The organism is Streptomyces longhuiensis, assembly GCF_020616555.1.
Lineage (GTDB): Bacteria > Actinomycetota > Actinomycetes > Streptomycetales > Streptomycetaceae > Streptomyces > Streptomyces longhuiensis.
The window spans coordinates 3328925-3350293 of record NZ_CP085173.1 but is presented as its reverse complement, the minus strand read 5'-3'; the positions used below and the strand labels follow the sequence as shown (position 1 = coordinate 3350293).

At 71.2% G+C, this 21369-nt stretch carries 21 protein-coding genes and 1 riboswitch; of the genes, 8 read left to right on the top strand and 13 right to left on the bottom strand.

Annotation, left to right across the window (positions count from 1 at the left end):
* Window positions 1-77: 77 nt before the first annotated feature.
* Window positions 78-162: riboswitch (cobalamin riboswitch) on the bottom strand.
* A gap of 136 nt (window positions 163-298) precedes the next feature.
* The 3 genes from LGI35_RS15615 to LGI35_RS15605 all read right to left on the bottom strand — a co-directional run bounded on the left by LGI35_RS15615 (window position 299) and on the right by LGI35_RS15605 (window position 2964).
* A complete protein-coding gene (locus LGI35_RS15615) occupies window positions 299-1495 on the bottom strand; it encodes an SPFH domain-containing protein (RefSeq protein WP_227294446.1) in 1197 nt (398 codons plus the stop codon).
* 12 nt (window positions 1496-1507) lie between these two features.
* Window positions 1508-1771, bottom strand: a complete 264-nt coding sequence (locus LGI35_RS15610) for a hypothetical protein (RefSeq protein ID WP_227294445.1) — start codon at window positions 1769-1771, stop codon at window positions 1508-1510.
* A gap of 155 nt (window positions 1772-1926) precedes the next feature.
* On the bottom strand, window positions 1927-2964 hold the full coding sequence (locus tag LGI35_RS15605; protein ID WP_227294444.1) for a Strvi_7410 family MBL fold metallo-hydrolase: 1038 nt from the start codon (window positions 2962-2964) through the stop codon (window positions 1927-1929).
* Window positions 2965-3155: 191 nt separating this feature from the next.
* Here LGI35_RS15605 and LGI35_RS15600 point away from each other — a divergent pair, with 191 nt between their 5' ends.
* Both LGI35_RS15600 and LGI35_RS15595 read left to right on the top strand, forming a co-directional pair.
* Window positions 3156-4637 (top strand): aldehyde dehydrogenase, encoded by a 1482-nt coding sequence (locus LGI35_RS15600; RefSeq protein ID WP_227294443.1) that lies wholly within the window; start codon window positions 3156-3158, stop codon window positions 4635-4637.
* On the top strand, window positions 4637-4870 hold the full coding sequence (locus LGI35_RS15595; protein ID WP_116502330.1) for a ferredoxin: 234 nt from the start codon (window positions 4637-4639) through the stop codon (window positions 4868-4870). The genes LGI35_RS15600 and LGI35_RS15595 overlap by 1 nt, the downstream gene beginning before the upstream one ends.
* Window positions 4871-5162: 292 nt before the next feature.
* Here the strand turns inward: LGI35_RS15595 and LGI35_RS15590 are convergent, their stop codons facing one another.
* Window positions 5163-5783 (bottom strand): TetR family transcriptional regulator, encoded by a 621-nt coding sequence (locus tag LGI35_RS15590; RefSeq protein ID WP_116502331.1) that lies wholly within the window; start codon window positions 5781-5783, stop codon window positions 5163-5165.
* Window positions 5784-6019: 236 nt separating this feature from the next.
* Here LGI35_RS15590 and LGI35_RS15585 point away from each other — a divergent pair, with 236 nt between their 5' ends.
* Genes LGI35_RS15585 through LGI35_RS15575 form a run of 3 tightly spaced genes read left to right on the top strand, consistent with a single transcriptional unit; the run spans window position 6020 to window position 9221 of the window.
* Window positions 6020-7414, top strand: a complete 1395-nt coding sequence (locus LGI35_RS15585) for a glycosyltransferase family 4 protein (RefSeq protein WP_227294442.1) — start codon at window positions 6020-6022, stop codon at window positions 7412-7414.
* Window positions 7408-8139: a class I SAM-dependent methyltransferase gene (locus LGI35_RS15580; RefSeq protein ID WP_227294441.1), complete on the top strand. Its 732-nt coding sequence runs from the start codon at window positions 7408-7410 to the stop codon at window positions 8137-8139. The genes LGI35_RS15585 and LGI35_RS15580 overlap by 7 nt, the downstream gene beginning before the upstream one ends.
* On the top strand, window positions 8136-9221 hold the full coding sequence (locus LGI35_RS15575) for a prenyltransferase/squalene oxidase repeat-containing protein (protein ID WP_227294440.1): 1086 nt from the start codon (window positions 8136-8138) through the stop codon (window positions 9219-9221). Before LGI35_RS15580 ends, LGI35_RS15575 begins: the two co-directional genes overlap by 4 nt.
* On the opposite strand, the gene LGI35_RS15570 is transcribed toward LGI35_RS15575, so the two are convergent.
* Window positions 9215-9511, bottom strand: a complete 297-nt coding sequence (locus tag LGI35_RS15570) for a hypothetical protein (RefSeq protein ID WP_227294439.1) — start codon at window positions 9509-9511, stop codon at window positions 9215-9217. The two genes, LGI35_RS15575 and LGI35_RS15570, sit on opposite strands and share 7 nt — an antisense overlap.
* Before the next feature lie 119 nt (window positions 9512-9630).
* On the opposite strand from LGI35_RS15570, the gene LGI35_RS15565 reads away from it, so the two are divergent.
* A complete protein-coding gene (locus LGI35_RS15565; protein ID WP_227294438.1) occupies window positions 9631-10203 on the top strand; it encodes a hypothetical protein in 573 nt (190 codons plus the stop codon).
* 30 nt (window positions 10204-10233) lie between these two features.
* On the opposite strand, the gene LGI35_RS15560 is transcribed toward LGI35_RS15565, so the two are convergent.
* The 7 genes from LGI35_RS15560 to LGI35_RS15530 all read right to left on the bottom strand — a co-directional run bounded on the left by LGI35_RS15560 (window position 10234) and on the right by LGI35_RS15530 (window position 17815).
* Window positions 10234-11244, bottom strand: coding sequence for an LLM class F420-dependent oxidoreductase (locus tag LGI35_RS15560; RefSeq protein WP_227294437.1), 1011 nt, complete (start codon window positions 11242-11244; stop codon window positions 10234-10236).
* 111 nt (window positions 11245-11355) lie between these two features.
* Entirely contained in the window at window positions 11356-12195 is an 840-nt protein-coding gene (locus LGI35_RS15555) for a DUF5336 domain-containing protein (RefSeq protein WP_227294436.1), read from the bottom strand.
* Window positions 12196-12343: 148 nt separating this feature from the next.
* Window positions 12344-13357: an N-acetylmuramoyl-L-alanine amidase gene (locus tag LGI35_RS15550; RefSeq protein ID WP_227294435.1), complete on the bottom strand. Its 1014-nt coding sequence runs from the start codon at window positions 13355-13357 to the stop codon at window positions 12344-12346.
* Window positions 13358-13381: 24 nt separating this feature from the next.
* Window positions 13382-14032 carry a class I SAM-dependent methyltransferase gene (locus LGI35_RS15545; protein WP_227294434.1) on the bottom strand — a complete coding sequence of 217 codons (651 nt, stop codon included), beginning with the start codon at window positions 14030-14032 and terminating at the stop codon, window positions 13382-13384.
* A 125-nt stretch (window positions 14033-14157) separates the two neighbouring features.
* The gene (locus LGI35_RS15540) at window positions 14158-15483 is read right to left on the bottom strand and encodes a M20/M25/M40 family metallo-hydrolase (protein ID WP_227294433.1); all 1326 of its coding nucleotides are present in this window, start codon (window positions 15481-15483) and stop codon (window positions 14158-14160) included.
* Window positions 15480-16853, bottom strand: coding sequence for a cytosine permease (locus LGI35_RS15535; RefSeq protein ID WP_227294432.1), 1374 nt, complete (start codon window positions 16851-16853; stop codon window positions 15480-15482). The genes LGI35_RS15540 and LGI35_RS15535 overlap by 4 nt, the downstream gene beginning before the upstream one ends.
* Window positions 16850-17815 (bottom strand): DUF1177 domain-containing protein, encoded by a 966-nt coding sequence (locus LGI35_RS15530; protein ID WP_227294431.1) that lies wholly within the window; start codon window positions 17813-17815, stop codon window positions 16850-16852. The genes LGI35_RS15535 and LGI35_RS15530 overlap by 4 nt, the downstream gene beginning before the upstream one ends.
* Before the next feature lie 148 nt (window positions 17816-17963).
* Between LGI35_RS15530 and LGI35_RS15525 the strand changes: the two genes are divergently transcribed.
* Both LGI35_RS15525 and pepE read left to right on the top strand, forming a co-directional pair.
* The gene (locus tag LGI35_RS15525) at window positions 17964-18785 is read left to right on the top strand and encodes an IclR family transcriptional regulator (RefSeq protein ID WP_227294430.1); all 822 of its coding nucleotides are present in this window, start codon (window positions 17964-17966) and stop codon (window positions 18783-18785) included.
* Between the two features lie 63 nt (window positions 18786-18848).
* Window positions 18849-19574 carry a dipeptidase PepE gene (gene pepE, locus LGI35_RS15520; RefSeq protein ID WP_227294429.1) on the top strand — a complete coding sequence of 242 codons (726 nt, stop codon included), beginning with the start codon at window positions 18849-18851 and terminating at the stop codon, window positions 19572-19574.
* On the opposite strand, the gene LGI35_RS15515 is transcribed toward pepE, so the two are convergent.
* Window positions 19540-21297, bottom strand: a complete 1758-nt coding sequence (locus LGI35_RS15515; protein ID WP_227294428.1) for an MFS transporter — start codon at window positions 21295-21297, stop codon at window positions 19540-19542. The two genes, pepE and LGI35_RS15515, sit on opposite strands and share 35 nt — an antisense overlap.
* Window positions 21298-21369: the final 72 nt, after the last annotated feature.

Below are 21369 nucleotides of genomic sequence, written 5' to 3'. Positions count from 1 at the left end.
ACACGCGGGCACCGGGCGGCTCCGGCTCCGTATGCCTCGACGGTGCCGGCCACCGGCGGGGGCCGATGACACGAGCCGGTCACGCGCCGCACGGGGCAGTCCGGCTCACCACCTACGTGGTTCACGGTTGCGGGGTCAGCGCCGGATTCGCACCGGCTTCCCCCCGTGCGCGCATGATGACGACCCGCCCACTGTACCGGCCCGTAGGCGGCCACCCCCGGGGCGCCCGAAGGGCCGGGGCGGACCGAAGTCTGCCCCGGCCCTCCGGGACGAGTGCGCCTGTAGGCGACGGAAGGGCTCAGCGGATGTCGACCGGCCCGTCGTCGCCGCCGTCGCGGCCGTCCACCGGGCTCGACGCCGCGCCCAGGTACCGCTGGATCTCCATCTCGCCGCCGCTCTTCTTGGCGTCGGCGTCCGGTGCGCCCAGGTTGCGGCGGACCGAGTCGAGGATGGTCAGACCCTGGCCGACGAGTCCGGCCGCGATCTCACCGAGGCCGTCCGCGCCGTTGAGCACGTTCACGTTGGCGCCCTTGAGGCCGCCGGCCGCCTCCTTCACGATCTGCGGCAGCTGGTCGATCAGCATCCGGTCGAGCGCGACCCGGTCGTACGACGCCGCCGCCGCGGCCTGGATCTTCATCCGCTCGGCCTCGGCGATGGCCATCACGCGGATCCGCTCGGCGTCCGCCTCCGCGGGCTTCACGACCTCGGCCACCAGCTGCTGCTGGCGCAGTTCGGCGGCCCGCTCGGCGAGTTCGGTGCGCGCCGCGAGGACCTCCTGCTCGGCGTGCGCCTGGGCCAGTGGCCCGGCCTGGGCGGCCGCGGCCTGCGCGCGGTCCACCTCGGCCTTGTACTCGGCCTGGACGACGGCGGTCTGCCGCGCGTACTCGGCCTGGTTGCGCTGGGCCTCCTGCTGCGCCTGGGTCGAGGCCTGGGTGGCCTGCGCCTGCGCGATCTGGGCCTGCCGCTGGATGGCCGCCTTGTGCGGGGCGGACATCGCGTCGATGTAGCCGGTGTTGCCGTCGTCGATGGACTGGATCTGGAGCGAGTCCACGATCAGTCCGATCTTCGCCATCTCGGCCTTCGAGGTGTCGAGCACCTCGGCGGCGAGCTTCTGCCGCTCCGTGACGATCTCCTCGACCGTCATCGAGCCGATGATGGAGCGCAGGTGACCGGCGAAGATCCGGCCGGTCAGGACCGACATCTGGTCCTGGTCGGACAGGAAGCGCTGGCCGGCGTTGACGATGGACTCCGTGTCGTTGCCGACCTTGAACGCGATGACGGCGCGCACGGTCAGGGCGATGCCCTGCCGGGTCACGCACTTCTCGACGACCTCGGCCTCGGACATGGCCAAGGACAGAAAGCGGGTCTTGCGGAAGATAGGCAGGACGAATTTTCCATGGCCCGTCACGACCCGGAACGGCGCTCCCCCAAGTCCCCGCCTGCCACCCGAGATCAGCATCGCCTCATCGGGAGCGGGAACGCGATATCCGAACATCCTTCAGTCTCCTTAGCGGGCGTCACCCGTGTCGCCGGAGCCGTCGGCCCATTCGTCGAGCGACGGATCGCTCCAGGCCATGACGACGACCTGGCGGGTGCCGCGGGACTCGATCACCAGGACCGTCGCCCCGCGCTCCAGGGGTTCGTCGGACCACGCGAGAAACGTCTCGCTGCCGCCCCTCACCCGCACCAGTACCTCGCCCGGGCCCTCGGCTCCGCGCGTGGCGATGACCAGCTTCCCCGTACAGCCGACCACGGCCTCGTCCGGCGCCATCGGTGGCCGCCCCCTTGTCGGTCCAGTTCTGAGATGCCAGACATTACGCCTGTTGCCACCCGCGGACCATGCGGCGGAAGGCCCGCCGGGCAGGCTGTTTCGCACACCCGGTAAAGATCGCGCAACGCCGGTAAAGCGCAGGTCAAGTGCGTAGATCAGACCGGCGCATAAGTCACCGGGTCGCTGCCGGCGACGGCCTCCGCGCGGCCCAGTTTCACCAGTCGGCGCAAGTGCGCCTCGGCCTCCGAGACCGCGATGGTGCGCGAGCCGTAGGGGATCTGTTCCCAGGGCCGGTTCCACTCCATCCGCTCGGCGAGCTGCCAGGGGGTGAGCGGGGTGGCGAGCAGGGTGAGCAGGCCGGTGAGGCGCTCCTCGTGGTGGTCGAGCAGCTCCCGTACGCGGGCGGGGGCGTCGGTGAACGTGTGCTGGTGGGCCGGGAGCACCTCGGCGGGGGCCAGGCGGCCGACGCGCTCCAGCGAGTCCAGGTAGTCGCCGAGCGGATCGGTGACCGTGGCGTCGTCCGGGTCCTCGTAGAGGCCGATGTGCGGGGTGATCCCGGGGAGCAGGTGGTCGCCGGAGAAGAGGCGGCCGTTGCCCGCGAGCCCGGCGGGGTGGTCCTCCTCCAGGTGCAGGCACACATGGCCCGGGGTGTGGCCGGGTGTCCAGATCGCGCGCAGGCGGCGGCCCGGCAGGTCGAGCAGGTCGCCGGGGGTGATGGTGCGGTCGGGGAGCGCGGGGGCGAGGCCCGGGAGGCTGCGGGCCCTGCCCGAGTCGCGGGCGGCGATCAGCGGCGCCATGTGCTCCTCGGGGGCGCCGGCCGCGGCGAGCTTGGCGGCCATGAACGCGTACCAGCGCTCCGGCGGGTTCTCGCGGGTGCGGCGCACGACGGACACGTCCGCCTCGTGCATGGCGATCCAGGCGCCGGACGCCTCGCGCACCTTCGCCGACAGGCCGTGGTGGTCGGGGTGGTGATGGGTGATCAGGACCCCGGTCACCTCGCCGACGCCCGTGCCGCAGGCGGCGAGGCCCTCGGTGAGCGCGTCCCACGACTCGGGGTCGTCCCAGCCCGTGTCGATGAGGACGGGCCCGCGGTCGGTGTCGAGGAGGTGGACCAGGGTGAAGCCGAGCGGGTTGTCGGGGATGGGCACCCGAAGGGACCAGACGCCTCCGCCGTGGTCGGTCACCTGCGTCATCGGGCCCCACCTCTCGTACGACGACCTCGAACTCCCGCCACTGTAATAGAACTTGTTCCAATGGTCGCCCGGGTCGACTTGTCGGGTGACGGCCGCCGTGCCGATCCGTGGACTCCTGGAACTGGAACTGGTATCAGTTTCCGTAGGTTCTGATGCAGTGTCAGAAAACGTCCCGCGAGAGGCGGTCGGTCATGACCGGGCATGAGGAACGGCTTGAGCACGAGTTCGTGGAGCACGGACAGCTCTACATCGGCGGGGAGTTGACGCAGCCGTCCGGCACGGATGTCATCGAGGTGATCTCCCCGCACACCGGCGAGGTCTTCGGGCGCGTGCCGCACGCCGCGCCCGCCGATGTCGACCGCGCGGTCGCCGCCGCCCGCAGGGCGTTCGACGAGGGCCCCTGGCCGCGTCTCCCGCTCGACGAGCGGATCGCGGTCGTCACCCGGATCAAGGACGCGATCGCCGTACGGCACGAGGAGATCGCCCGCCTCATCTCCTCGGAGAACGGCTCCCCGTACTCCTGGAGCGTCCTCGCGCAGGCGCTCGGCGCGATGATGGTGTGGGACTCCGCGATCACCGTCGCGAAGAACTTCACGTACGAGGAGACGCGCGACGGCGCGCTCGGGAAGATCCTGGTGCGGCGTGAGCCGGTCGGCGTCGTGGCGGCCGTGGCCCCCTGGAACGTCCCGCAGTTCGTGGCCGCGGCCAAGCTCGCGCCCGCGCTGCTCGCCGGCTGCACCGTCGTCCTCAAGCCGTCGCCGGAATCGCCGCTCGACGCGTATCTGCTCGGCGAGATCGCGAAGGAGGCGGGGCTGCCGGAGGGGGTCCTGTCCATCCTTCCCGCGGACCGCGAGGTCAGCGAGTACCTCGTCGGGCACCCCGGCGTCGACAAGGTCTCCTTCACCGGGTCCGTGGCCGCGGGCCGGCGCGTCATGGAGGTCGCCTCGCGCAACCTCACCCACGTCACCCTCGAACTCGGCGGCAAGTCCGCGGCCGTCGTCCTGCCGGACGCGGACCTCGCGACGACCGTCCCCGGCCTCGTCCAGTCCGCCTGGATGAACAACGGCCAGGCCTGCGTCGCCCAGACCCGCATCCTCCTGCCCCGCTCGCGCTACGACGAGTTCGCCGGAGCCCTCACGGAGGCGGCGGCCGCGCTTGTCGTCGGCGACCCGCTCGACCCGGCGACCCAGGTCGGCCCGCTGGTCGCCGAGCGCCAGCAGCGCCGCTCCCTCGACTACATCCGCATCGGCCAGGAGGAGGGCGCCAAGATCCTCACCGGCGGCGGCCGTCCCGCGGGGCTCGACCGCGGCTGGTACGTGGAGCCGACCCTCTTCGGCGACGTCGACAACTCGATGCGCGTGGCCCGGGAGGAGATCTTCGGACCGGTCATCTGCCTGCTCCCGTACGGCGACGAGGCCGAGGCGCTGAAGATCGCCAACGACTCCGACTACGGGCTCAGCGGCAGCGTGTGGACGGCCGACGTCGCGCACGGCATCGACGTCGCGCGACAGGTGCGCACCGGCACGTACAGCGTGAACACCTTCAGCCTCGACATGCTCGGCCCGTTCGGCGGCTACAAGAACTCCGGTCTCGGCCGGGAGTTCGGGCCCGAGGGGTACAGCGCCTTCCTGGAGCACAAGATGATCCATCTGCCGGCCGGCTGGGAGGCGTGATGGGAGACCGCTGGCACGTCGAGGTCGACCGGGGCGTCTGCATCGGTTCGGCGCAATGCGTTCACCACGCCCCGGGCGCCTTCCGTCTCGACTCCGGCAGGCAGTCCCGGCCGCTCGAGGCGGAGGCCGACGCCAACGAGAAGATCCTGGCGGCGGCGGAGGGCTGCCCCGTGGAAGCCGTCATGATCACGTTGCTGGGCAGCGGGGAGCCGGTCTTCCCGCCGGAAGACTGAAGAAAAGTCCCCTTTGGAGGGTTGCGTCACGGCATGGGCGGTCTATCCTGGTATTGGCCTATGAGGCGAGTGAGGGAGTCCCACCGGAGTAGCCGACTGTGGCGTGACGCAAACGGCATCCGCCGTGGCCGACGTCGACGGTAGGGCTGAGAGGCCGGAAGGCAGTAGCAGAGCCGGACGGCGACCTCCACCACCTGATCCGGACCATGCCGGCGCAGGGAACCCGTCTCGTAGGTCTTTCCTGTGCCCCGGTGCCGCTCGTGCCCCGGGGCACGGTCCTCCGCGGTGCCGCCTACTTCCGGGCGTCCGGCGTGGTGAGGTCGATCAGCCGGCACACCGTCTCGATGTCTATCTTCACCTGCGCGATCGACGCGCGCCCCGACAGCCAGGTGATGAGCGCCGAGTGCCAGGTGTGCTCGATGACGCGGACCGCGGAGAGCTGCTGCGGGGTCGGGTCGTCCAGCTCCATCGCGTCCAGGATGATCGCCGTCGTCTGCCGGGACACCTGGTCGACCTCGGGGCTCACGCTGCGGTCGGCGAAGGTGAGGGCGCGCACCATCGCGTCGGCGAGGTGCGGTTCGCGCTGGAGCGCGCGGAAGGCCCGCATCAGGGTCTCCGCGACCCGCTCCGAGGGCAGGTCGGACGAGGGCGGGCGCTTGCGGACCGTCGCGTGCATGTGCTGGAGCTGGTCCTGCATCGTGGCCACGAGGAGATGCACCTTGGACGGGAAGTACCGGTACAGCGTGCCGAGAGCGACCTGTGAGGACTCGGCGACCTCGCGCATCTGCACGGCGTCGAAGCCGCCGCGGCTGGCCAGCTGGGCGCTCGCGTGCAGGATGCGGCGGCGGCGCGCTTCCTGGCGCTCGGTGAGGGGCGGCGACGCCGGATGTGCTGTCTTCGCTTCCGCTGTCATGTGTCCCGTTCCGTGGCTGTCAAGCCGTAATCCGGTGTTTTCGAGAGGCTCATCATGGCAGGGGAGCCGGGGCTCCGTCGTGGCGCGAATCACCTGATCCGAGCGTTACAGCGAGGCTACCTGCCGGTAGATTCTGTGCTCCTTGAAGGATCAAAGAGCCGGCAACTCTGAAACTTGTTCTAGATTACCGCCCACGCGTAGTCTCGCGTGAACGTGCTGCGAGAAGGGGGCCACGAGTGACCGCTGAGGCCATGGAGGCGGGCCCCCGGGCCGGTTCCTCCGCCGACGGTGACCGTCCGTTGCGTATCGCTCTCCTTACGTACAAGGGGAACCCGTTCTGCGGCGGACAGGGCGTCTACGTACGCCATCTGTCCCGCGAACTCGCCCGGCTCGGGCACCAGGTCGAGGTCATAGGCTCCCAGCCCTACCCCGTCCTCGACGAGGGCGAGGACCTGAAGGGGCTCAGGCTCACCGAGCTGCCCAGCCTCGACCTGTACCGCAGCCCCGACCCGTTCCGTACCCCCAAGCGCGACGAGTACCGCGACTGGGTGGACGCGCTCGAGGTCGGCACCATGTGGACCGGCGGCTTCCCCGAACCCCTCACGTTCTCGCTGCGCGCCCGGCGCCATCTGCGGGCGCGGCGCGGCGAGTTCGACATCGTGCACGACAACCAGACGCTGGGCTACGGCCTGTTGGGCGGGCCCGCCGCGCTCGGTGCCCCCCTCGTCACGACGATCCACCACCCCATCACCGTCGACCGGCAGCTGGAGATCGACGCGGCGCCCGACTGGAAGCGCCGCGCCTCCGTACGCCGCTGGTACGCGTTCACGCGGATGCAGAAGCGCGTCGCCCGCCGCCTGCCGTCCGTGCTCACCGTCTCCGGGACCTCGCGCCAGGAGATCGTCGACCACCTCGGCGTACGCCAGGACCGGATCCGCGTCGTGCACATCGGCGCCGACACCGACCTCTTCTCGCCGGACCCCTCGGTCGCCGAGGTGCCCGGCCGCATCGTGACGACGTCCAGCGCCGACGTTCCCCTCAAGGGACTCGTCTTCCTCGTCGAGGCCCTCGCCAAGGTCCGCACGGAGAACCCGGCCGCCCACCTCGTCGTCGTCGGCAAGCGCGCCGAGGACGGGCCCGTCGCCGCGGCCATCGAGAAGTACGGCCTCGAAGGCGCCGTGTCCTTCGTCAAGGGCATCACCGACGCCGAACTCGTCGACCTCGTACGGTCGGCGGAGGTCGCCTGTGTGCCCTCCCTGTACGAGGGCTTCTCGCTGCCCGCGGCGGAGGCCATGGCCACGGGCACCCCTCTCGTCGCCACCACCGGCGGAGCGATCCCCGAGGTCGCCGGGCCCGACGGCGAGACCTGCCTCGCGGTGCCCACCGGCGACGCGGGCGCGCTGGCCGCCGCGCTCGGCAGACTCCTGGACGACCCGCAGCTGCGGGCGCGGCTCGGCGCCGCCGGACGCGAACGCGTCCTCGGGAACTTCACCTGGGCCCGCGCGGCGCTCGGCACCGCCGAGCTCTACCGCGAGTCCATCGCCCGCTCGGCGGCCCGGACCACCGGCGCCGCGGCCACCACCCCCCTCGAACGTGCAGGATCCGACCGCGAAAGCAGGGCCACGTGCTGACCGTCGACTTCACCCGCTTCCCGCTCGCCGCAGGCGACCGCGTCCTCGACCTCGGCTGCGGAGCCGGGCGGCACGCGTTCGAGTGCTACCGGCGCGGGGCCCAGGTGGTCGCCCTCGACCAGAACGGCGAGGAGATCCGCGAGGTCGCCAAGTGGTTCGCCGCGATGAAGGAGGCCGGTGAGGCTCCCGCGGGCGCCACGGCCACCGCCATGGAGGGTGATGCCCTCAACCTTCCCTTCCCGGACGCCTCGTTCGACGTCGTGATCATCTCCGAGGTGATGGAGCACATCCCCGACGACAAGGGCGTGCTCGCCGAGATGGTCCGCGTCCTCAAGCCGGGCGGCCGCATCGCCGTGACCGTGCCCCGCTACGGCCCGGAGAAGGTCTGCTGGACCCTCAGCGACGCCTACCACGAGGTCGAGGGCGGCCACATCCGCATCTACAAGGCGGACGAACTCCTCGGCAAGATGCGCGAGGCGGGCCTCAAGCCCTACGGCACGCATCACGCGCACGCCCTGCACTCGCCGTACTGGTGGCTCAAGTGCGCCTTCGGCGTCGACAACGACAAGGCGCTGCCCGTGCGGGCGTACCACAAGCTCCTGGTCTGGGACATCATGAAGAAGCCGGCGCTCACCCGCGTCGCCGAGCAGCTGCTCAACCCGGTCGTCGGCAAGAGCTTCGTCGCCTACGCCACCAAGCCGCACCTGCCCAAGGCCGAGGCGTGACGAGCCCGGGGAAGACCGAACACCTCGTCCTGCCCGGCGTACTGACCGCCGAGCAGGCCGCCGCGACCGTCCGCGGGCTCCTCGCCGTGCAGCGCGAGGACGGCGCCATACCCTGGTTCCGTGGCCACCACCTCGACCCGTGGGACCACACCGAGGCCGCCATGGCCCTCGACGTGGCCGGCGAGCACGACGCCGCCGAACGCGCCTACGCCTGGCTCGCCCGCCACCAGAACGAGGACGGCTCCTGGTACGCGGCCTACGCCGACGGGGACGCCGGTGACATCACCGACCACGGCCGCGAGACCAACTTCGTCGCCTACGTCGCCGTGGGCGCCTGGCACCACTACCTCTCCACCGGCGACGACGCCTTCCTCGACCGCATGTGGCCCACCGTGTACGCGGCCATGGAGTTCGTACTGCGGCTCCAGCAGCCCGGCGGGCAGATCGGCTGGAAGCGCGAGCCGGACGGGACACCCGTCGACGAGGCGCTCCTGACCGGCAGTTCGTCCGTGCACCACGCGCTGCGGTGCGCCCTCGCGATCGCCGAGCAGCGTGAAGAGCCCCAACCCGACTGGGAGTTGGCGGCCGGCAGCCTGCGGCACGCGATCCGCCGCCACCCCGAGCGGTTCCTCGACAAGGACCGCTACTCGATGGACTGGTACTACCCCGTCCTCGGCGGCGCCCTCACCGGCTCGGAGGCCGAGGAGCGCATCCAGGCGTCCTGGGACCGCTTCGTCGTCCCCGGACTCGGCGTGCGCTGTGTCGTCCCCAACCCGTGGGTCACCGGCGGCGAGAGCGCCGAACTCGCCCTCGCCCTGTGGGCGGTGGGCGAGTCCGACCGCGCGCTGGAGATCCTCCAGTCGATCCAGCACCTGCGCGACCCGGAGTCGGGCCTGTACTGGACCGGCTACGTCTTCGACGACCGGGCCGTCTGGCCGAGGGAACTGACCGCGTGGACAGCCGGTTCGGTGCTGCTCGCCGTCGCCGCGCTCGGCGGCGACGAGGCCACCTGCTCGGTGTTCGGAGGCCGCCTCCCGGCGGGCTTCGAACCGGACTGCTGCGAGGGAAGCCCCGCTCAGTAGCGGCGCAGCCGGCCGGCGACGAAGTGACCGACGAACAGGTACACCACCGCCGCCAGGCCGTAGCCCGCGACCACCCGCGCCCATTCGGCGTCGAACGTGAACAGGTCGTGCGACCAGCCGGCTAGCCACAGGGCCGCGTCGTGGATGAACTGCACCAGGTCGTTGCCCCGGTTGGCTTCCAGCAGGTACATCAGGATCCACAGGCCGAGGATGGCGGCCAGGATGTCTGCGACGACCATGACGATCGTCGCGGCTTGGTTGGTGCCTCGTGTTGCTTGGCTGGGAGACATGAAGCACTGGTTACCGCTCCACGGCGGGTGAAACCCGTACGGGCTCGCCCGGGTCGCGCGGCCGTGGGGGGCGGGGGACGCTGCCAGGGAGCAGAAGCACCGTGCCCTGGAGGTTTGTCGTGACCGGTCCCACCCTGCCCGTACGCCGCGCTGTCGTGGCGCTCGTCGTCAGCTCCGCGCTCCTCGTGGGCGGGACGGCGTGCAGCGGCAACGACACCAAGGCCAAGCCGTCGGGCACCGTGGCCGCGGCTGTGGCGGAACCGACCCCCAGCACCTCCGCCGAGAAGCAGAAGTTCGCCAAGACGCGCTTCGTCGCCAACGCGGGGCTCGCGGCCGGCGCGACCTACCAGTGGATCGTGAAGCCGTACCGCAAGGGCAAGTTCAAGAAGGGCGCCGGCGGACGGAAGCTCGCCCTGGTCAAGGCGGGTGTCGCGGGCGCGTTCGCGTACAACAGGCTGAAGGCGGCCGTGAAGAACGCGAAGGGCGACCCGCTGCTCTCCAAGGCCGTCGCACCGCTCACGGCGGGCATCGACAAGCTGAAGGACCTGCCGTCCAAGCTGCGCAAGGGCGACGGCGACGCCGTCAACTCCTTCGACGATGTCATCAACTCGGTGAAGGACGCGGGCAAGAGCGCGGGCGCCGAGGTGAAGGACAAGGTGCCGTCGGCCAAGGAACTGTCCTCGGGTTCCTAGCGCCCACGCCCTCCAACGGGACGTCTTGCGCTACGAGTTGAGCTCGGCCAGGACCCGCAGCGTATGCGGGTCCGGGGCCAGGACGAGCAGGTCGGTGACCGGGCCCTTGCGCCACAGCTCCAGCCGTTCGGCGATGCGCCCGCGCGGACCGACCAGCGAGATCTCGTCGGCGAAGGCGTCCGGCACGGCCAGCACGGCCTCCTCGCGCCGTCCCGCGAGGAAGAGTTCCTGGACCCGGCGGGCCTCGTCCGCGTATCCCATGCGTGCCATCAGGTCCGCGTGGAAGTTGCGCTTCGCGTGGCCCATGCCGCCGATGTAGAAGCCCAGCATCGCCTTCACCGGCAGCAGCCCCTCGGCGACGTCGTCGCAGACCGTGACGCGGGCCATGGGCGCGATCACGAAGTCCTCGGGGAGGTCGGTGAGGGAGGCCTCGTACGCGTCCGTGCGCGTCGGCGACCAGTACAGCGGGAGCCAGCCGTCCGCGATGCGGGTCGTCTGCGCGATGTTCTTCGGGCCCTCGGCGCCGAGCAGGATCGGCAGGTCGGCGCGCAGGGGATGCGTGATCGGCTTCAGCGGCTTGCCGAGGCCGGTGGCGTCCTCGCCGCGATACGGGTGCGCGTGGAAGCGGCCGTCCGTCTCGACCGGGCCCTCGCGCCGCAGTACCTGCCGCACCACGTCGACGTACTCGCGGGTCGCGGTGAGCGGCGACCTCGGGAACGGGCGCCCGTACCAACCCTCCACCACCTGCGGCCCCGACAGTCCGAGCCCCAGCATCATGCGGCCGCCGGACAGATGGTCGAGGGTGAGCGCGTGCATCGCCGTCGTCGTGGGGGAGCGGGCCGCCATCTGCGCGATCGCCGTACCCAGGCGGATACGTGAGGTGTGCGCCGCGATCCACGTCAGCGGCGTGAACGCGTCGCTGCCCCACGACTCGGCGGTCCACACCGAGTCGTAGCCCAACCGCTCGGCCTCCTGGGCGAGTTGGAGATGGCGCGGGTCGGGACCGCGGCCCCAGTAGCCGAGCGCGAGTCCGAGTCGCATGGCCGCTCCCATTTCTGACGCAGTGTCAGTTCGTGATCCAGGGGCGACTGTACGACAACGGCCCCCCACCCGGAAGACGGGTGAGGGGCCGTGACGGAAAGCCGGGCGACGTCAGCCGCGCTGGATCCCCGTTGTGTCCTGGAGGACGCCGCGACGGCCGTCCTGCGTCTGGGCCACCAGGCCGGGGCCGCGCTGCTCGACGGCCAGGTACCACGTGCCGGGCGCCAGCTCGGCGATCGGCGTCGGGGAGCCGTCCTCGGCGTACAGCGGACGCGGCACCGGCACCGCGAACCAGAACGGCGAGAAGTCGCCGGCCGGGGCCTGCGCGGCCTGCGGCGCGGGCGCCGCCTGCTGCGGCTGGCCGGCGCCGTAGGGCTGGCCCGGCTGGCCCGGCTGGGCGCCGTAGGGCTGGCCCGGCTGCTGGGCGCCCGGGTAGCCGTAGCCACCGGCGGGCTGCGCGCCGTACGGCTGCGGAGCCTGCGGGCGAGGGGCGCCGATGAGGGCACCCTTCAGCGCGGGCACGAGCGGAGTGGCGACAGCGGCACCCGCGAGCACGAGAGCGGCGATCAGGCCGAGGATGGCGCCGGTGCCGGCGTCGATTCCGCTGTCCGAGCTGCCACCGGTGTTGTTGAAGCCGCCGGCCGGGTCGAAGATGTTCCCGAGCGCGCTCCACGCCGAGAAGACGGCGAGCGCGATGCCGAACTGGCCGAGGTCGAGACCGGCGACCTTCGGCACGGTGGGCAGCCCCCGGGCGACGACGATCAGCACAGCGGCGAAGATGCCCGCGAGGAAGACGCTGAACAGGAGCGGTGCGCTCCCCCACGCGTTCGGGAGGTCTGCGCTGCTGGAGATCCCGTCGATCGAATAGATGTCGAGGAACGAGGCGATGAACAGCAACACCGCTGCTCCGATCACCACGCCGTCGCCTCGAGTGAGGGAGCGGATATTCACTTCAGGTCGGTCCTTCGTCAGTCGTCCGGTCGTCGGCGGAGGCGTCGCTGTCGCTGCTGTGCCGTGCGAAGCGCGGGGGTGGCCCCATCGTAGGGAGACACTATCGTCCGCGCGGTGGGGGTGTCTGCCGCGATCCGCAGGGTGAGAACTACCCGCGCAGGAAACTCACGATTCCGTCAGACATCCCCTGCGCCGCCTTCTGCCGCCACGCGCCGTTCGTCAGCAGGGCCGCGTCCTTCGCGTCGCGCATGTTGCCGCATTCGATGAACACCTTGGGCACCGTGGAGAGGTTGAGGCCTCCCAGGTCCTTGCGCACGTCGAGGCCGGTGCCGTCGCCGATGTAGTTCGAGGGGGCCGAGCCCGTGGCGCGCAGGAAGTTGCCCGCGACGCGTTCGCCGAGGTTGCGCGAGGGGCCCGCGATCGCCGTGGTGTCGGCGGAGCCGGAGTTCACGGATGCGGGAAGGATCACATGGAAGCCGCGGTTGCCCGCCGCGGAGCCGTCGGCGTGCACGGAGATCACCGCGTCCGCGTGCGCCTTGTTGCCGATCCGGGCGCGCTCGTCCACGCACGGGCCCCAGGAGCGGTCGCCGTTCTGGGTCAACTCGACGGTGGCGCCCTGCTGTTGGAGCAGGGTGCGCAGCCGGCGCGAGACGTCGAGGGTGAACTGGGCTTCGGTGTAACCGGCGTTGGTCGACGTTCCCGTCGTATCGCATTCCTTGCGGTTCGTCCCGATGTCGACGAGCCGGTTGATCTCCGCGGTGTGCCGGAAGTTGCCGGGATTGTGGCCCGGGTCGATGACGACGACCTTGCCCTTGAGGGGGCCGGATCCGGCGGGCTTCGAGGAGGAGGCGGGCGGCTTCGACTTCGACGGGGTGGCGCTCGGCGACCCGGCGCCCTTCTTGCCGTCGTCGGACTTCGACGGGGAGGGGGACGTCGTGTCCACTCCCGCCGTCGACGACTGGCTCGCGGCGGGCAGCGTCTTCGCGGGCTCGTTCTCGCCCGGGCCGCCCACCACCTGCCAGATCAGCCACCCGGCGAGAGCCGTGGGCACCAGCGCGGCGAGCGTCACGGTCAGCGGACCGCCGCTGAACCGGCGCGGCCGCCGGGGGCCGTCCCCGTCGCCGTCGAAGAAACCGTCGCTGTCCGGACCTACGTATGACACGTGGACGAGCCTAACGGTCCTTCCTCAGATCCCGGGGCCTGTTCGGCGCAGGACACGGAGGGAGTCGGTGGCGGAGACCTCGGTGAACGCGCCGGATTCCAGGGCCCTGAGGTAGACGCGGTACGGGGCCTGGCCCGTCCACTCGTCGATCTTGACCGGGAACACGTCGTGGATGAGGAGGAGGCCGCCCTCGGCGACGTGCGGGGCCCAGCCCTCGTAGTCGGCGGTCGCGTGCTCGTCGGTGTGGCCGCCGTCGATGAAGACGAGGCCGAGCGGGCCGCCCCAGACGGCGGCGACCTGCGGGGAGCGGCCCACCAGGGCGACGACGTGCTCCTCCAGACCGGCCGCGTGCAGCGTGCGCCGGAACGTGGGGAGGGTGTCCATGCGGCCGACGACCGGGTCGACGGTCTCCGGGTCGTGGTAGTCCCAGCCCGGCTGCTGCTCCTCGCTGCCGCGGTGGTGGTCGACGGTGAGCGCGCTCACCCCGGCCTGGCGGGCCGCGTCGGCGAGCAGGATCGTGGAGCGCCCGCAGTACGTGCCGACCTCCAGGAGCGGGAGCCCGAGCGCGGCGGCCTCGGTGGCGGCCGCGTAGAGCGCCAGCCCTTCGCCGAGCGGCATGAACCCCTTGGCGGCCTCGAAGGCGGCGAGGATCTCCGGCTTGGGCGCCGCGCTCATGGGTTCCCCTGTCCTAGGCGTGTAGATGTACGGCCGCCCATGCTGCCGTACGCCCCCGTCGCCGGCTGCGGCGGGGGCGTACGGGGGGTGAGCCCGGGTCAGGGGCGATCGGGGGGAGCCGCGGGTCAGCAGCTCTGCCAGAGGCGGGTCATGACGCGGACGCCGAACCGCAGGCCCTCGAGCGGGACGCGCTCGTCGACGCCGTGGAAGAGGCGGCCGTAGTCCAGGTCGTGCGGCAGCTTGAGGCCCTTGAAGCCGAAGCAGCGGATGTCCAGCTTGGTGAAGGCCTTGGCGTCGGTGCCGCCCGGGTTGCAGTACGGGACCGGGTGGCCGTCGGGGTCCTCGGCGCGCACGGCCTCGCACATGGCGTCGACGAGCGGGCCGTCGAACGTCGTCTCCATGGCGATGTCGTGGTTGACCCACTCGCGCCGCACGGACGGCAGGAGCAACTCGTCGATGGTGTCGACGAGTTCCTGCTCGTGGCCGGGCAGGAAGCGGCCGTCGACGCGGGCGGTGGCCCTGCCGGGGATGACGTTCGTCTGGTAGCCGGCGGTGAACATGGTGGGGTTCGCGGAGTTGCGGAGCACCACCTGCATGAAGTCGGCGACCGGGCCCAGCTTGGCGAGCTCGGCGTCGAGGTCGTCCGCCTCGAAGTCGATCTTCACGCCCTTGAGTTCGGCGGCCTCGGCCAGCAGTGCCCGTACGGGCTCGATGAGGCGGATCGGGAACGTGTGGCGGCCGATGCGGGTGAGGGACTCGGAGAGGTCGGTGACCGCGTTCTCGTCGTTGGGGGAGGAGCCGTGGCCCGCCCGGCCCGTCGCCGTGAGCTCCATCCAGGCCATGCCGCGCTGGGCGTTCTCGATCGGGTAGAGGCGCTGTGTGTCGTCGAGCGCGTACGAGAATCCGCCGCCCTCGCCGATCGCCTCGGTGACGCCCGCGAAGAGCTCCGGGTGGTGCTCGACGAGCCAGTGCGCGCCGAACTTGCCGCCCGCCTCCTCGTCGGCGAGGAACGCGAGGACGATCTCCCGCGAGGGGCGGGTGCCGGTGCGGGCGAAGTGGCGGGCGGTGGCCAGCATCACGGCCACCGTGTCCTTCATGTCGATCGCGCCGCGGCCCCACAGGTAGCCGTCGCGGATCTCGCCGGAGAAGGGCGGCACCTGCCACTCGGCGGCGTCGGCGGGCACGACGTCGAGGTGGCCGTGCACGAGGAGGGCGCCGCGGGTGCTGTCCGCGCCGGGGATGCGGGCGATGACGTTCGCCCGGCCCGGCGCGCTCTCGACGAGGGTCGAGTCGATGCCTGCCTCGGCGAGGCGGGCCACGACCCAGTCGGCGCAGGCGCGCTCGTCGCTCGTCGGGTTGGACGTGTCGAAGCGGATCAGTTCCGCGCACAGTCCGACGACCTCGGCCTGGGCCTCTTCTGATGCGGGGGTCAGGGCGCTGGGGGTGTTCATGCCGCTCCCACGGGGGTCGCTTCGGGGGCGGCGGGGACGGTGTCCTCGTCGTCCAGGGTGGAGGTGCCGTACGGCCGCACGAGGCCGAGGAGGCCGAGGACGGAGTACAGGACGAAGGCGGTGGCGAGCGAGTTGAGCGCCGGGATGCCGACGGTCACGTACTTGCCGACACAGAACGCGGCGATCCAGATCACGATCGACAGGGGCACCCAGGTCGGCGACGACGTGGGCAGCGTCCCGGCCTCGCGGGTCTCGTCGAGCGGCTTGCGCATGCGCCGTACGACCCAGTACTCGGCCACGATGATGCCGCCGATGGGCGGGATGGCGACGCCGAGCACGGAGAGGAACTCGGTGAAGTGGGTCATGATGCCGACGGCCGAGAGCAGCGTGCCCGCGAGGCCGAGCGCGACGGTGACGGCGCCGCGGTGCAGACGCTTGCCGAAGACGACCTGGAAGAAGTTGACGACGCCGAGCGAGGAGCCGTACAGGTTCCAGTCGTTGATCTTCGCGGTGGACATCAGGACCACGATCACACCGAAGGCGCCCGAGGTGGAGAGCACGATGTGCGACACCTCGCTGGACTTCACCAGGTGGCCGAGCAGCACGCCCGTGAGGCCGACGATGTACTCGGAGAGGATCATCGACGAGGCGCTCTGCAGGAAGACGTGCGAGCCCTTGCGGTTGTAGCGGGTCATCTCGGGGGAGACGATCGCGCCGGTCATGTAGCCGCCCGCGATGGCGGTGGCCGCGACGGCGAGCGGGATCGTCTGCCCCGGCGCCGGGGAACTGATCAGGTCGCCGATGGAGTGGTCCATCAGGGCGTTCGTGACCGACCAGGCGACCAGGGCGAAGAACAGCGGCGTGACGATCTTCGCGAAGAGCGCCATGTAGCGGAAGCCGAAGATGACCAGGACCGTGATGGCGAGGCCGGCGGCCACGCACCACATCCAGGACGGGCCGCCGACGAGCGCGGACACGCTGTTGCCGAAGATCGTGTTCTGCACGCCGAACCAGCCGACGAGACTGACGGCGATGACGAAGCTGACCAGCGCGGAGCCGTTGCGGCCGAAGCCGATCCAGCGGGTCAGCATCGGGGTCGCGAGGCCCTCGCGCATACCGGCCAGACCGATCGCGAAGATCACCACTTCGAGGATGACCGCGCCGAGCGTGAAGGCGAGGAACGCGTTCCCGAAGGTCATGCCGACGCCGATGGTGGCGCCCAGCGTGAACTGCGAGATGGAGCCCGACTGGGCGAGCCACTGGAGCAGCATCGTCCAGAAACCGAGGCGCTGGTCGCGCGGGACGCGGGAGAGCGAGTAGTCGTCGCTGCCCAGGTTCTTGCCCGGCTGCTCTGCTGTGGTGGCGGTCATGAGGACTCCCGGGGCTCACGGCTCTCACGGCCGAGCGTCTGAAGGTGGGACAGGGAGCCGTAGCGGCTCACGAGGTTGTCGAACTCCGCCTCGTCGTGGAAGTCGAGTCGGCCTCCCCCGTACGCCTTGGCCGTCTCGACGGCGAAGCGTGCGGCACCGGCGATGTCGGTCTCATGGCTCGCGCCGGTCTGGCAGCCGGGGACCGCGGCGGCCGAGGTGACCGCGAGGCCGACGACCGGAGCGGGGGTCGCCGTGGCCGGCTGGAGGATCGAATTGATGTGATGTGCCCCGTTACCGTACGGCGTGATGTCCTGTGTGGTCACCGGGTATGTGACCAAGGGCTCACCCGTGACGACCGCGAGCAGCTCGCCGAGCGCCTCGCTGACCCGCAGCACCCACCCCTCCTTGACGGTGGGGGACAGCGCCAGGCCCTTGTGGTTGATGATCCGGTTGCCCTTGGTGGTGTCGATGGAGAGCACGGCCTCCATCTCGCCGGTGACCTCGTGCCGGTTCATCGTGGCGATGTCGACCGGGGAGTCCATGAAGGGGACCGGGTCGTGCGGCGCGGTGGGCGCGTCCGGGCAGATGTGCGTGGCGACGATGACGTCACCCGGCAGCACGTCGCCCTTGCGGCGCATGTCGAGCAGCTTGGCCGCGGTGGCGAGCGCGGCGGCGGCGCCGTCCGCGTCGGAGACCAGGCCCGTCATCTCCGGCCGGGCGCCGACGCCGCCGAGGCGGCCGACCACGCCGAGCGTGCGGGACGAGCCGCCGCTCGTACGTCCCGAGCTGCCCGGGATCCGTACCAGGACGAAGTCGGTCGAGCCGCGCTCGCCGGTGACGGTGGTGACCTCGGCGCCGGAGCCCTGCGGGCCCGCGACCGAGTCGAGGTACTCCACGGCGCGTTTGCCGTCGGCGTTCGGGTCGTCGAGGAGTTCGACGATGTCAAGGACGTACTTCAGCATGGGCGGCCTCTCTCGCTCCCGACACTCACTCCAGGTCGGGTGGTGCTGACAGCAGATTCGGGATCGGTTAGCGTTGTCGGCAACTGTTTCCCGTTATCTGCAATTAAGGTCTGAATGCTGAGATGCGCAGATCTTGAGAGGTGTGGCGATGAGTGAGATCCCGCTGGACCGCAGGACGCCCGCCGGCGCGCTGCAGACGGTCGACCGGGCCCTGCTCGTGCTGCTCGCCTTCGAGCGGACACGGCCGGACTGGGGCGTGACCGAGATCGCGGCGGAGTTCGGCTGGGACACCTCGGTGGCGCAGCGGCTCCTGTCCACGCTCGCCGGACGCGGCTTCCTGGTCTCCGACCCGGCGACGCGCCGCTACCGGATGGGACCCGCCGTGCTGCGGCTCGGCCGGATGTGGGAGCGCTCGGGCTCACTCGAACTGCTCGCCGCGCCCGTCCTCGAGGAGCTGGGCCGGGCGACCGGCGACACGGTCCTGTTCTGTCTGCCGGACAGCTTCCACATGCGCTGCGTCGCGGCCGTCGAGGGCGAGTCGGGGCCGCTGCGCTACTACCCGCTGGTCGGCGAGCTGTATCCGGCGCACGCCGGAGCCACAGCCAAGTCGTTCTACGCGTTCCTGCCCGACGAGCAGCGCCATCGCCTCTTCCGCGGCCGTCCCATGGCCCGCTTCACCGACCGCACGGTCACCGACCCCGACGAGCTGGAGCGTGAGCTGGTGCAGGTGCGCGCCCAGGGCTACGCCTGGACGGTCGGCGAGTACGACGCCGGGATCGCCACGGTCGCCGTGCCGGTCTTCCTCGGCCGCGAGCCCTACGGCAGCCTCAGTCTCGGTGGCGCCAAGGAGCGCTTCGCCGACGGGCCCGACGACCGCCTCGACGCCCTGCGCAGGGCGGCGAGCCTCCTGGAGAAGCGGCTCACCCACCCTCCGCAGCGCACGCGCAAGCCGCGCGCCCCGCAGTCCTGAAGCCCTCCAGCCCTGCCCCCCCCCGGCCCTGAAGTGCCGAGCCACCCCTGAGGAGTTACTCCCTTGAACCTGCTGCTGCTCTCCAACTCCACCCAGTACGGCCGCGGTTACCTCGCACACGCTCTGGACACCGTCACCGGCTTCCTGCCTCCGAAGGCCCGGCTCGCGTTCGTGCCGTACGCCCTCGCGGACCACGACACGTACACGGACCGGGTGCGCGGCGCGCTCGAAGGCTCCGGGATCGGTGTGCGCGGTGTGCACGAGGGCGACGACCCGGTGGCCGAACTCGCCGACGCCGACGCCGTGTTCATCGGGGGCGGCAACTCCTTCCGGCTGCTCAGCGCGCTCTACCGCACGGGCCTGCGCGACGCCCTGATCAAGGCGGTCGGTGGCGGCCTGCCCTACATGGGCGCGAGCGCCGGCACGAACATGGCGGCGCCCAGCCTGCGCACGAGCAACGACATGCCGATCGTGCAGCCCCCGTCCTTCGAGGCGCTCGGCCTCGTCCCCTTCCAGATCAACCCGCACTACCTGGACCCGGACCCGGCCTCCACGCACAAGGGCGAGACCCGCGAGGAGCGCCTCACCGAGTTCCTCGAGGAGAACGACGTGCCGGTGCTCGGCCTGCGCGAGGGGTCCTGGCTGCGGGTGAACGGCGGACGCGCCGCGGTTCAGGGCGAGCGTGCTGCCCGCCTCTTCACCCGCGACGCGTCCCCGAAGGAGCTGCCGGTCGGCTCCGATGTCTCCGAACTGCTCAGCTGTGAGCCGCGGTTCGACTCTCCTGTGTGATGAGCTCCAGGGCCAGGTCGACGTCGACCGGCCGGTCCTCGCCGTGGTGCGTCGCCGCGGAGGCCCGCGGCGCGTGCCCGGAGGCGGTGGCGGCCAGTACGTACGAGCCGCCGGCCGGGACCTCCAGGGCGTAACGGCCCTCGTGGTCGGTGAGCGCGGCACCCGCCTGGCGGCCGCGCCGGTCGATCAGCGTGACCTTGGCCCGGGCGACGGGCAGGCCCGCCGCGTCGAGGACCTGGCCGCGGAAGCCTCCGAGGACCTCCTCGGCGCGCTCCAGAGCCGCGTCCTCCTCGCTGCTGGCGCGCAGCTGCGGCTTGGTCGCCCGGCGCTGCTTCGGCAGGAAGACGGCGAGCAGGACGCCCATGGCGACCGCGGCGGTGGCGATCAGGAACGAGACGCGGAAGCCGTGCATGGTGGGCACGGCCGCGCCGCCGACGTGGTTCGCCGTGTTGGCGAGGACCATGCCGATCACGGCGCTCGACACCGAGGTGCCGATGGACCGCATCAGGGTGTTGAGGCCGTTGGCCGCACCCGTCTCGGACGCGTCGACGGCGCCGATGATCAGGGCGGGCAGCGAGGAGTACGCGAGTCCGATGCCGGCGCCCACGACCACCGAGATGACGATGGTCTGCCAGGCGGCGCTCATCAGGCCGAGGCCGGCGCCGTAGCCGATCGCGATGATCAGCATGCCGAGGATCAGGGTGATCTTCGGGCCGTACTTCGCCGAGAGGCGCGCGTACACGGGGGCCGTGAACATCATCGTGAGGCCGAGCGGCGCCACGCACAGGCCCGCGACGACCATCGACTGGCCGAGGCCGTAGCCGGTCGCCTTCGGCAGCTGGAGAAGCTGCGGCAGGACGAGCGAGATCGCGTAGAAGGCGACACCGACCATGATCGAGGCGAGGTTGGTGAGGAGTACCTCTCGCCGGGCCGTGGTGCGCAGGTCCACGAGCGGGGCCTTGAGCTTCAGCTCCATCACGCCCCACAGCACGAGCACGACGAAGGCCGCGCCGAACAGGCCGAGCGTCATCGGGTCGGTCCAGCCCCAGTCACTGCCCTTGGTGATCGGCAGCAGGAAGAGGACGAGCCCGGCGGACAGGCCGATCGCGCCGAGGACGTCGAAGCTGCCCTCGGCCTTGACCGAGCTCTCCGGGACGAAGAAGAGGGTGAGCAGGATCGCGACGACACCGAGGCCCGCCGCGCCGAAGAAGAGGGCGTGCCAGTCGGCGTGCTGGGCCACGAGGGCCGCCAGCGGGAGCGCGAGTCCGCCGCCGACGCCGATGGAGGAGCTCATCAGGGCCATCGCGGACCCGAGCTTCTCGCGCGGCAGCTCGTCGCGCATCAGGCCGATGCCGAGGGGGATGGCGCCCATGGCGAAGCCCTGGAGTGCGCGGCCCACGATCATCACGAGGAGATCGCTGGTGAAGCCCGCGACGAGCGAGCCGACGACCATGACCGCGAGGCTGGTGAGCAGCATCCGGCGCTTGCCGTAGAGGTCGCCGAGGCGGCCCATGATCGGCGTGGCGACGGCGCCCGCGAGGAGGGTCGAGGTCATGACCCAGGTCGCGTTGGAGGGAGCGGTGCCGAGCAGGACCGGCAGGTCCTTGATGACCGGTACGAGAAGCGTCTGCATCACCGCGACGGTGATACCGGCGAAGGCGAGTACGGGGACGACTCCGCGTATTCCGCGTTGCGCGGTCGGCCGTTGGGTCGTCTGCGTCATTACGTAGTGCCTCCGGGGGCAGAGAGTTCAGGCGTCGCGCGGGCGGCGGGTTTCGCGCGTCGGGTACATGCA